Source organism: Brevibacterium daeguense, from assembly GCF_021729135.1.
In the GTDB taxonomy this organism is placed as follows: Bacteria; Actinomycetota; Actinomycetes; order Actinomycetales; family Brevibacteriaceae; genus Brevibacterium; species Brevibacterium daeguense.
This window is the reverse complement of sequence record NZ_JAJTWW010000050.1, coordinates 1-458: the sequence shown is the minus strand read 5'-3', so window position 1 is coordinate 458 and position 458 is coordinate 1. Positions and strand designations below refer to the sequence as shown.

Here is a 458-nt window from a genome sequence, read left to right as displayed (position 1 = left end):
AGCCGCGGCGGTCGCGGGACGAGGGCCGATCAGATGTCGGCCGGTCCGGTCCCGGCGCTGCGGCGACGGGTCAGGTAGACGGCGGCCGCACCGAGGGCGAGAAGCCCGGCACCTGCGGCGAGCCCGGTCAGTTCCGTGCCGGTGCGGGGCAGGTTGCCGCCTGCAGATGCTCCGCTGTCACCCGAGCTGTCGTCGGTGCCGGCGGAACCGTTGTCGTCCTGGTCGGATCCGGCGTTGGCGGCATCGTCGTCATCGTCCTGCGGACGTTCGCCGACGTAGAAGGTGTCTGTCCACTCGCTGTCTCCGCAGGACGCAGTCACGGTGTACTCGCCGATGTACTCGCGAGCGCTATCCGGATCGAGGCCGCGGACGCCGTGAGTGGCGATCCCGTTGTCATCGGCGGAGACGGTCTCTTCATAGGCACTCACATCGTCGCGGCCTGCGGAGACGGAGAAGGT

The 458-nt window shown here is 69.4% G+C and carries 1 protein-coding gene; it reads right to left on the bottom strand.

Features of this window, described 5'->3' with window-relative positions; translation table 11 throughout:
• Positions 1 to 29 precede the first annotated feature (29 nt).
• Positions 30 to 458: LPXTG cell wall anchor domain-containing protein (locus LXN01_RS16015; RefSeq protein WP_236866846.1), on the bottom strand; the 429-nt coding region annotated here is incomplete at its 5' end.